General features: G+C 41.8%; 9 protein-coding genes. 4 read left to right on the top strand and 5 right to left on the bottom strand.

Annotated elements, in window-relative coordinates; all coding sequences use genetic code 11:
* The coding region (locus tag IM500_RS03125) for an AAA-like domain-containing protein (protein WP_287737659.1) at positions 1 to 1,397 on the bottom strand (1,397 nt) is incomplete at its 3' end.
* 656 nt (positions 1,398 to 2,053) lie between these two features.
* Here IM500_RS03125 and IM500_RS03120 point away from each other — a divergent pair.
* Positions 2,054 to 3,307 carry a competence/damage-inducible protein A gene (locus IM500_RS03120; protein WP_287730539.1) on the top strand — a complete coding sequence of 418 codons (1,254 nt, stop codon included), beginning with the start codon at positions 2,054 to 2,056 and terminating at the stop codon, positions 3,305 to 3,307.
* 196 nt (positions 3,308 to 3,503) lie between these two features.
* Positions 3,504 to 3,635, top strand: coding sequence for a hypothetical protein (locus IM500_RS03115; protein ID WP_002757361.1), 132 nt, complete (start codon positions 3,504 to 3,506; stop codon positions 3,633 to 3,635).
* A gap of 83 nt (positions 3,636 to 3,718) precedes the next feature.
* Here IM500_RS03115 and IM500_RS03110 read toward each other — a convergent pair whose 3' ends face one another.
* The gene (locus IM500_RS03110) at positions 3,719 to 5,314 is read right to left on the bottom strand and encodes an Hsp70 family protein (RefSeq protein ID WP_287737657.1); all 1,596 of its coding nucleotides are present in this window, start codon (positions 5,312 to 5,314) and stop codon (positions 3,719 to 3,721) included.
* Between the two features lie 191 nt (positions 5,315 to 5,505).
* On the opposite strand from IM500_RS03110, the gene IM500_RS03105 reads away from it, so the two are divergent.
* Both IM500_RS03105 and IM500_RS03100 read left to right on the top strand, forming a co-directional pair.
* Positions 5,506 to 6,105, top strand: a complete 600-nt coding sequence (locus tag IM500_RS03105; protein ID WP_190721433.1) for a Uma2 family endonuclease — start codon at positions 5,506 to 5,508, stop codon at positions 6,103 to 6,105.
* Positions 6,106 to 6,227: 122 nt separating this feature from the next.
* Positions 6,228 to 6,695, top strand: coding sequence for a DUF29 domain-containing protein (locus tag IM500_RS03100; protein WP_190721435.1), 468 nt, complete (start codon positions 6,228 to 6,230; stop codon positions 6,693 to 6,695).
* A gap of 76 nt (positions 6,696 to 6,771) precedes the next feature.
* Here the strand turns inward: IM500_RS03100 and IM500_RS03095 are convergent, their stop codons facing one another.
* From IM500_RS03095 to accC, 3 genes are read right to left on the bottom strand one after another with little or no spacing between them, the layout of a single operon-like run.
* Entirely contained in the window at positions 6,772 to 7,347 is a 576-nt protein-coding gene (locus IM500_RS03095; RefSeq protein ID WP_287737654.1) for a Uma2 family endonuclease, read from the bottom strand.
* Between the two features lie 30 nt (positions 7,348 to 7,377).
* Positions 7,378 to 7,947, bottom strand: coding sequence for a Uma2 family endonuclease (locus IM500_RS03090; RefSeq protein WP_190721441.1), 570 nt, complete (start codon positions 7,945 to 7,947; stop codon positions 7,378 to 7,380).
* Positions 7,948 to 7,990: 43 nt separating this feature from the next.
* Positions 7,991 to 9,337: an acetyl-CoA carboxylase biotin carboxylase subunit gene (gene accC, locus IM500_RS03085; RefSeq protein WP_002751149.1), complete on the bottom strand. Its 1,347-nt coding sequence runs from the start codon at positions 9,335 to 9,337 to the stop codon at positions 7,991 to 7,993.
* Positions 9,338 to 9,535 lie beyond the last annotated feature (198 nt).

The raw sequence follows: 9,535 nt of genomic DNA, 5'->3' as shown, positions 1-9,535 counted from the left end.
CCATCAGCTTGAGGATCGCGTTTTTTATCCCGCCATACTTTTAATTCAATCCCTAAAATTACATCTTTATAACTCAGACATAAATCCATTCTATCACTACCAATTGCATATTCCCTTTCTAAAACTCCCCCACCATTAACCACACGATGTAAAAAAGCCATTAATACTATATGTGGAGCGATTTCATGATAACCAGTGCTACCTAATAATGGTTCGACCTGTTGTCGCCAAAATTTGAGAAATGCTGTTAATAAAGCATCTATATTTAATTCACCCTCTGGGGTTAACCAAGTGGGTGCAATCATGGGTAAAGATGCCATTGGTGTCACAGTTAACACCCTGGGTAACACTTCCCTATAAATGGGATTAGCAATAGTTAAACCTCCATAGGGGTGCATTTTACATAATCCTAAATCAATGACAAATTGAATATCATCATTAGGTATATTCCCTAATTCTAAACCGGCTAACATCGGTTCAATAATGGCTTTAATTCTTGGTTCTCTTAACCTTTCAGCTAAACTATCTAAATGAGTATCTTGACGTGCAATTAATATTTCTTTGGCTGTTAAAATGTGTTCTTTGGTAATAGCAATACTTCTATCTTTTACCATTTTTTCTACAATTTCTTTAGCTAAAGCATTGACTAACCAAGGTTGTCCTTGAGTTAAATCAAACGCTGTTTCTATTGCTTCTGGTGTGAAAATTTGTCCGGTTGCTGCTGTATGTTGTTGATATAATTCAACCACTTCTGCAAGATTAAAATTTCGCATAGTCAGAGAAGCAACTTTAATATTAAAAGGACTAGATGTATTTAATCTATCACTACCACCAGATGCTACTTTATAATCTCGCACATCTCGTAAACCAATTAATCCTACTGAGGTCGGGAAATTTTCTGGACGGTTAGGAAAACCATCTCTTAACTGTCGTAAAACTGATATTAATGTTTGGTCTTGTAAAGAATCAATTTCATCTATAAATAATACTAAAGGTCGGTTTATAGCTTTTGCCCAACCTGTTAAAAAATCATTAATTCTATTGCCTGGTTCTTCCTGTTGCCATTGTTTAACAGGTGGTTGTAATTCTTTGGGTAAGCGGATATTTATTGTATTATACCAAGTTCCTAAAATTGCTAATTCTGCGGCAGTAGGATCATGATTGAATGCACTTCCTACTTCCACTGATACCATGACTGCGGCATAATTTCCAGTATCGGTAAGTTGTTTTGCTAGGGCTAACATTGCGGTGGTTTTCCCTGTTTGTCGTGGTGCGTGAAGGACAAAGTAACTTTCTTGTTTAATTAAATCCTCTAAATCTGGTAATCTGACTGTGGGAGATAGCATATAGTGGATATCGTCTTTACAGGGACCTGCAATATTAAACCAGCGAGTCATAGAATTTTATTATTTAGTGGACATTTTGATTTTAGATGATTTTGGTGGGGTTTGTCATGGCAGGAAGGAAGAGGTGATGCTCGGCAATACTTTGTTATCGAAAAAATCGGGTCTAAAACCTCGCCTTAAGGCGAAAAGTTTTTGGAGCGGGGCATAAATCCCCGTTACAAAAACGGCCTCCTGCCCCCTGCCTCCTGCCTGCTGCCTCCTGCCTCCGTTAAGATCAATTATTGTTATATAAGGGAATAATGCGCTGATTTTACGTTTGCTCATAGGTAGTGATACTAAATCTGGTTATTAAAAGTGGCATTAATAAACCTCTTGCATAATTAATTTTTGACGCTTCAAAAACGGCAAAAACAAGGATTAAATTCCATAAAATCTGTAAATATACCGTTTAATTGATTATTATTCATTCTTAATTCTCCTGACTCCTGACGACCGGCTACTGACTCCTAACCCTAACAACAATTTTTGATTTTTACCAGAGGTCTAATATACAAGACCTTGATTGTTGATAGCTTACTGGTATAATGTTGGAGCGCACTGGTATTGTTAACTTCCATGACCATCGTTACCGAAACCCGATTGAACTGTGGTGACAGAAGATAAGTTGATGATCAAAATTGAAAATCTTAAGCTAATTGCTAAAAATTATGGCCGCTGAAATTATTTGTGTAGGAACGGAATTATTATTAGGGGATATAGTTAATACTAACGCCCAATATTTAGCCCTAGAATTGGCAAAATTAGGCATTCCCCATTATTATCAAACGGTGGTGGGGGATAATGTAGAAAGACTGAAAAAAGTGATCGCTATTGCCCGAGAACGTTCTTCAATTTTAATTTTTACTGGCGGACTCGGACCGACTCCCGACGATTTAACTACAGAAACAATCGCCGATTTTTTCCAAACGCCCCTCAGGGAAGATCAGGAGATTTTAGCAGAAATCGAGGCTAAATTTACGAGCTTAGGGCGAGAAATGCCTCCTAGTAACAGTAAACAGGCTTTAATACCCATGGGAGCCGATTTTTTGCCAAATCCGACGGGAACCGCCCCTGGCATGATCTGGCAACCACAGACTAACGTGACTATTCTCACTTTCCCCGGAGTACCCTCAGAAATGAAGAGAATGTGGGTAGAAACGGCGATTCCTTACCTAGAAAGTCAAGGATGGGGCAAAGAGAGGATTTATAGTCGTTACCTCAAATTTCGCGGTATCGGTGAGTCAGCTTTAGCGGAAAAAGTTGCCCATTTATTTGATCTGACTAATCCCACCGTTGCCCCCTATGCTAGTTTAGGCGAAGTGCGTTTGCGAATTGCGACCAAAGCCCCTTCTTTAGAGGCTGCTTTGCAGGTAATTGAACCGGTAGCGACGGAAATTAAGGAAATCGCCGGATTAGATTATTTTGGGGCTGATGATGATACTTTACCTGCGGTGGTGGGGGAACTTTTGCGGCGGCAAAAACAAACTTTGAGTGTGGCAGAATCCTGTACTGGAGGGGGATTAGGGGAAATTATCACCCAAATCGCCGGCAGTTCCGATTATTTTGGGGGTGGGGTTATTTCCTACGATAATCGGGTAAAAGTTGCCCTCTTAGACGTAAATGAAGGGGATTTAAATAATTTCGGGGCTGTCAGTGCCATTATTGCCCAACAGATGGCGCTAGGGGTGCAAAAACGCCTCGCTACGGATTGGGGGATCAGTATCACGGGTATTGCCGGACCAGGAGGAGGCAGTGAGACAAAACCCGTGGGCCTAGTTTATATCGGTTTAGCCAGTCCTGAGGGAAATGTTACCGTATCAGAGCATCGTTTCGGAGAAAATCGAGATCGCTTGACAATTCGCCAGATTAGTGCTTATACCGCCCTTGATCGCCTACGCCGGAATTTATTAACAATATCTTAAAAAAGAATTGCCAAGAATATATACTCAGACTAAAAAGTTATGTTAAGCTTAATATAAATACAAGATATAGATTCCCCCGCTCGTCAGATTTAACAGCCAAACGATGAAAATTAGTTAAAATTCTCTAGAATCAAGCTGTTGCGGGGATCAATCGACGAAAACTCATAGCTAGTATCTCAAAGGAGCCATTTGGTCAATGGACTATTTAGATGAAGTGATAGACAAGTTGAGAGAATGGGCGCGCAAACTGATCGAGAGTGTTTTTGGTCCGGAACCCGAACCCGAACCCGAACTGATCCCGATCCCCGTGCGCGATCACAGTCGATAAAGCCACCGGTAAAACAGAATATTGCGATAATATCAGTGCAAACTTACTATGAGTCTGCACTTGATTTTTAGGTGAAGCCAAGTCTAGCTTAATTTGGTGACGATTTGATTATTTAGTAACAATTCTTGACTGAGTAAATCTTCCACATTAATCCGCAGAAAACACTGATCATCAATCCAGAACTGCACTTTAATGCGATCTTTGCCCCGCAAACCTAAAGGAGCGAGTTGAGCGATCGATCGGGCCCCCTCGCGATCATTTAAGGGTTGGACGCTAGTTTCTCCATTACCGAGGGAACGAGTAATTAATTTATCACCATCAAAATAGACCTCGATCGCCCCCCTTTCTGTGCCCAATTCGCCGATAATTAATTCAATGCTAGGTTGATTGTCCACGGAAGCACCTAGGACTAATTCCAGGGGTTTTTCCATGGGATAGGGTTGTCCAGAGTTAATAATCGGATGCCAAGCGTGGGCATTTTGGCGACGATTCCAGTAACGAATCCCGTAGCTATGATAGAGAAAATCTTTGACTTGATAACCTTGGGCTAATTGTAACGCTCCCAAAGCGATCGCTTCAAAGGGTCGATCCTCTTTAATTTTACTACTATCAAAATACTGTCGCACCCAATCTTTTACCGCCGGAATTTGGACGGTTCCCCCGACTAATAACACCGCATCGATATCGCTAACTTCAACTCCATTGCGTCTTCCCTGTTGCAAAACTCCCGTCATTAAATCATCTAATTGATGAAAAAAGTTTTGTTGTTGGAGAATATCAGTCAATTGTTCTCGATCCAAGCTTAACTCGTAACTCTCGAAATTTTCCTCATCAAAATATACCTCCTCGGCGGTTAATTGGGAAGAAAGTTTAATTTTTAATCTTTCTGCTAGACGAGTAGTCAGGGAAGTTTTCGCTAAAGATTGCTTTTGGGCAAAATAATCGACGATCCAATCATCGATATCTGACCCCCCTAAATTTGTCCCCGCCTTGGCTAAAACTCTCGCTAGTTTAGTTTTTTGGGCAGAATTATTGCCTAAAAGTTTTTCTCCCCACTTGAGAATAAAACCTTGATTTTTTTGAGGATTATCTAAATCTAATTGTACCAAAGAAAGATCGAGAGTGCCACCGCCAAAATCTACCACTAAAATCACTTGATCCCCAGTGGTTCCATAACCCAAAGCGGCGGCCGTGGGTTCATCAATTAGTCGAATTTGTTCGATTTCCCACCCCTGACAAACATTGCTTAACCAATTGCGGTAACTTTCAAAACTATCGACGGGGACGGTTAAAACTAGAGATTGGGGGGTTTCCGGGGCGGTGTATTTTAATTGGTCGATGATGCTATCGAGAAACCATTGGCCAACCCCCTCGAAACTGAGGACAGTTTCCTCTAATTCAGGTAAAAATCCTTGAATTTTTGCGCCGATACCTCGTTTAAAGCGACGAAAAAAACGCGGGTCTCGATCGATATCTAAACCCCGATCGCGCACTGCTTGACCGGCAATTACTTGCAGGGGATTGGCTGATTTAATATAGAGTAAACTGGGAATTAGGGGGGGATTGTCGACTATTTGTTGGGATAACTCCGATAATTTCACGGTTTCGGCCCTATTTGTCGCCCCATTCCAACGAGTAATGACGGTATTACTGGTTCCGAAATCAATAGCGTAGAACACGATCGATGGTTTTTAGGTAAATTTAGTTAATTATTCGCTATTATAACCTGTTATTTATTGAACCCGCCCGCTCGAGGTGGAAGCTTCCCCAAAAAATAGGGAATTTGGTCAGCGCAAGCTAAAGAAGTCTGAGCAAAAACTTGACAAATAATCTTTAATAGTATATATGAGTTCCACCTGATCAAAGGATTATGTTAGCAGTTACTACCTCACCCGAAACCCTCTCCTTAGAAATTCCTAGCGCGATCGCTCTCTCTATCACCCTTGAACAGTTTGAAGCCCTTGCTATGGTCAACCGTGACTTAAAATTAGAACGTACAGCCCAAGGAGAATTAATCGTGAATCCCCCTACAGGTGGCGAATCAGGACAGCGTAATTTTAGCTTAACGACTCAACTGGGTCGCTGGTGCGAAGAAAATGAAGCTTTAGGAGTCGGGTTTGACTCTTCCACTGGATTTAGACTGCCAAATGGGGCGATTCGTTCTCCCGATCTATCTTGGGTGAGTCGAGAACGCTGGGAATCTTTAACCCCTAAGCAGAAAAAAGGATTTATTCCCCTCTGTCCCGATTTTGTGGTCGAATTGCGGTCTGAATCGGATAGTCTTGACAAATTACAGAAAAAACTGCTCGAATATAGGGAAAATGGGGCAAGGTTAGGCTGGTTAATCGATCCCCAGAATCGGCAAGTTGAAATTTATCGTCAAGCAAGGGAAGTAGATATCTTAGAAAATCCCACTGATTTGTCGGGTGAAGATGTTTTACCCAATTTTAGCTTAAATTTAAAGCTCTGATGTTTTCAGGAGTAATCCTGCGATATTAGACTTCTGGCAGAAGTCAGGCAAGAGGCAACAGGCAAGAGGCAACAGTGGTAAGAATCGCCGATTGCTCTATTATATTTCTAGGTCATCATCAAATGAGCATCGAAAAGTCTTTAGTCTCGTCAGGTAAAAGTCTTTATCAAGAAGATTTCTACGGATGGTTACAAGAAACCGCTAATTTACTCAAAGAACATCGTTTTGAAAAATTAGACTTAGAAAATTTAATCGAAGAAATTGAAACGATGGGCAGGAGTGAAAAACGAGAACTAGAAAGTCGCTTAACCATCATTGCCGAACATTTGCTTAAATTGACTTACTGGCTAACTGAAAAGGAAGCAAATGCTCAAGGGTGGCGCAGCACAATTGTTGAACAACGCCGACAAGTTCAACGCTTATTAAGAGAGAGTCCAAGTCTGAGAAGATTGATTCCTGAAATCTGGATAGATTGTTATCAAGCGGCCAGAGAAGATACTTTCAGAAAATATCAACTTGCTGCTGATTTATTCCCGATTGAATCTCCCTTCACCCTTGCAGAAATCCTTGATTATGACTATCTTCCTTAAAAATGAATTCGGTATTTTATCGATGAAGACAATGCCCAACAAAGCAAAGCGTTAAACGGCAATCACTACCTCTGATTTACCAAATCAAAGTAAGATTTAAACTAAATTCTGGCAGCATATTTTCCCCCGATAAACTCTCTGGATTAGTTAAAATTTCTACTGCCTGTCCTTGACGATAAATTTCTACTTCTCTAGTTTTTCTATTGATTAACCAACCTAAACGAGTCCCATTATCTAAATATTCCTGCATTTTTTTCCTAGCGGTTTCTAGGCTATCACTAGGAGACATTAATTCAATGACAAAATCGGGAGATAGAGGTAAAAACCTTTCCTTTTGTTGTGGGGTTAAAGCTTGCCATTTTTCTAAAGGTATCCAAGCAGCATCGGGAGAGCGATCAGCCCCATTCGGTAGTTTAAATCCTGTGGAAGAATCAAAAGCGATACCCGTACCATTGTTATCTGACCAATTAAATAATTGTTGGGTGATTCTACCGTTACTATTGCCCGTTTTTCCTCCCGTCGGTGGCATAATAATTAAATCTCCTTTTGGGTTGCGTTCCAAGCGCAAATCTCGGTTATCCTGACAAAGTTGAAAAAACTGTTCATCGCTGAGTTGCCAAGATTCAAATTTAATTTCTACTACTGTCATCATGTTTAGATTCTCTTTTATAGGATTATATAATTACCAAATACTATCAAGTTCTAAGACAAATTGAGATAAAATATTTTCCCCCGATAAACTTTCTGGATTAGTTAAAATTTCTACTGCCTGTCCTTGACGATAAATTTCTACTTCTCTAGTTTTTCTGTTGATTAACCAACCTAAACGAGTTCCATTATCTAAATATTCCTGCATTTTTTTCCTAGCAGTTTCTATGTTGTCATTAGGAGACATTAATTCAATGACAAAATCGGGAGATAGAGGTAAAAATCTTTCCTTTTGTTGCGGGGTTAAAGCTTGCCATTTTTCTAAAGGTATCCAAGCAGCATCGGGAGAGCGATCGGCCCCATTAGGTAGTTTAAATCCTCCAGAAGAATCAAAAACTACACCTAATTTATTTAGGTTATTCCATAACCATAATTGGGCAGTGATTCCAGCGTTAGAATTACTGGTTTCTCCTCCAGTCGGTGGCATAATAATTAAATCTCCTTTTGGGTTGCGTTCCAAGCGCAAATCTCGGTTATCCTGACAAAGTTGAAAGAACTGTTCATCGCTGAGTTGAAACGAGTTAAATTTAACTTCTACTGTCATTATTATCCCTAGCCTACTCTCGTCTAAAATTCATGGTAACACCCTAGGGCAAGAGATGTTCCTGGATGAAATTAGTGTAAACATCTCCAGCTAAAAAGGCGGGAGTTTCCAATATTTTACGATGGAAATCAATAGTCGTCGGTACTCCCGTGATCGCACATTCCCGCAGGGCGCGTTTCATGCGTTTAATCGCAGTTTCGCGATTTTCTCCCCAGACAATTAATTTCCCAATTAGGGAATCGTAATAGGGGGGGATTTCGTAATCGGTGTAAACGTGGGAATCCATGCGGACACCGGGACCGCCGGGGGGCAGATAACCGCTAATTTTGCCGGGGTGAGGGCGAAAATTGTGATCGGGATCCTCGGCATTAATGCGACACTCGATCGAATGCCCTCTAAATATCACCTGATCTTGCTTAATTTGCAGTTTTTCGCCCTGTGCCACCAGAATTTGTTCTCGGATCAGGTCTATCCCCGTGATCATCTCCGTGACGGGGTGTTCCACCTGAATACGGGTGTTCATTTCCATGAAGTAAAAATTGCCCTGTTTATCGACTAAAAATTCCACAGTTCCCACCCCGACGTAATTAATCGATTTAGCGGCTTTAACGGCGGCATTACCCATTTTTGAGCGTAAATGGGGGGTTAAGAAGGGGCTGGGTGCCTCTTCTAGCAGTTTTTGGTGTCGTCGCTGAATCGAACAGTCTCTTTCTCCTAAATGGATCACGTTACCGTGACTATCGGCCAAAATCTGAAACTCGATATGTCGGGGACATTCGATAAATTTTTCTAGATATACTCCTGAATTGCCAAAAGCCGCTTCTGCTTCCCCTTGGGCGGCTTTTAACATATTACCTAGTTCATCTGCACTCTTGACAAGACGCATCCCACGCCCTCCACCGCCGGCGGTGGCTTTGATCAGGACAGGATAACCGATGTCATCAGCGATACGTTTTGCTTCCGCTTCTGAGGTAATTAAACCACCACTGCCGGGGATAGTGGGAACTCCCGCTTTTTGCATGGTTTTTTTAGCGGTAGATTTATCCCCCATAGCCAGAATAGCACTGGGAGACGGACCGATAAAAGTTAACTGATGATCGGCACAAATTTCGGCAAAGCGGGCGTTTTCTGCCAAAAAACCGTAACCGGGATGGATGGCCGTGGCGTTGCGTGTTAGGGCAGCCGAGATGATATTAGGGATATTTAGGTAACTTTTGCTACTTGGGGGCGGACCAATACAAACACTCTCATCGGCCAGTTGAACGTGAAGGGCATGGCGATCGATGGTAGAGTGGACGGCAACGGTTCTAATGCCCAATTCTTCGCAACTATGAAGGATTCTTAAGGCGATTTCCCCGCGATTGGCGATTAATATCTTGGCAAACTGCATTGGACGACCACGAGATCAGGCTGGTGTGATAGGCGACTATTTAGTAGAATATCTGGTTTTGTTACCTTGGGGAAATCGGGCTGGCTGTTGGGAAGTGGGGAAGTGGGGAATTGGGGAATTGGGGAAGTGGGGAAGTGGGGAATTGGGGAATTGGGGAATTGGGGAATTGGGGAAGTGGGGAATTGGGGAAGTGGGGTG

It is taken from the genome of Microcystis sp. M179S2, from assembly GCF_020245805.1.
GTDB lineage: Bacteria > Cyanobacteriota > Cyanobacteriia > Cyanobacteriales > Microcystaceae > Microcystis > Microcystis aeruginosa.
The sequence above is the reverse complement of the archived record's forward strand: the minus strand, read 5'-3'. Positions and strand labels throughout refer to the sequence as shown.

Coding starts and splice junctions, on each gene's coding strand:
- IM500_RS03120 (WP_287730539.1), top strand. CDS start 2,054: ATGGCCGCTGAAATTATTTGTGTAGGAACGGAATTATTATTAGGGGAT.
- IM500_RS03115 (WP_002757361.1), top strand. CDS start 3,504: ATGGACTATTTAGATGAAGTGATAGACAAGTTGAGAGAATGGGCGCGC.
- IM500_RS03105 (WP_190721433.1), top strand. CDS start 5,506: ATGTTAGCAGTTACTACCTCACCCGAAACCCTCTCCTTAGAAATTCCT.
- IM500_RS03100 (WP_190721435.1), top strand. CDS start 6,228: ATGAGCATCGAAAAGTCTTTAGTCTCGTCAGGTAAAAGTCTTTATCAA.
- IM500_RS03095 (WP_287737654.1), bottom strand. CDS start 7,347: ATGATGACAGTAGTAGAAATTAAATTTGAATCTTGGCAACTCAGCGAT.
- IM500_RS03090 (WP_190721441.1), bottom strand. CDS start 7,947: ATGACAGTAGAAGTTAAATTTAACTCGTTTCAACTCAGCGATGAACAG.
- accC (WP_002751149.1), bottom strand. CDS start 9,337: ATGCAGTTTGCCAAGATATTAATCGCCAATCGCGGGGAAATCGCCTTA.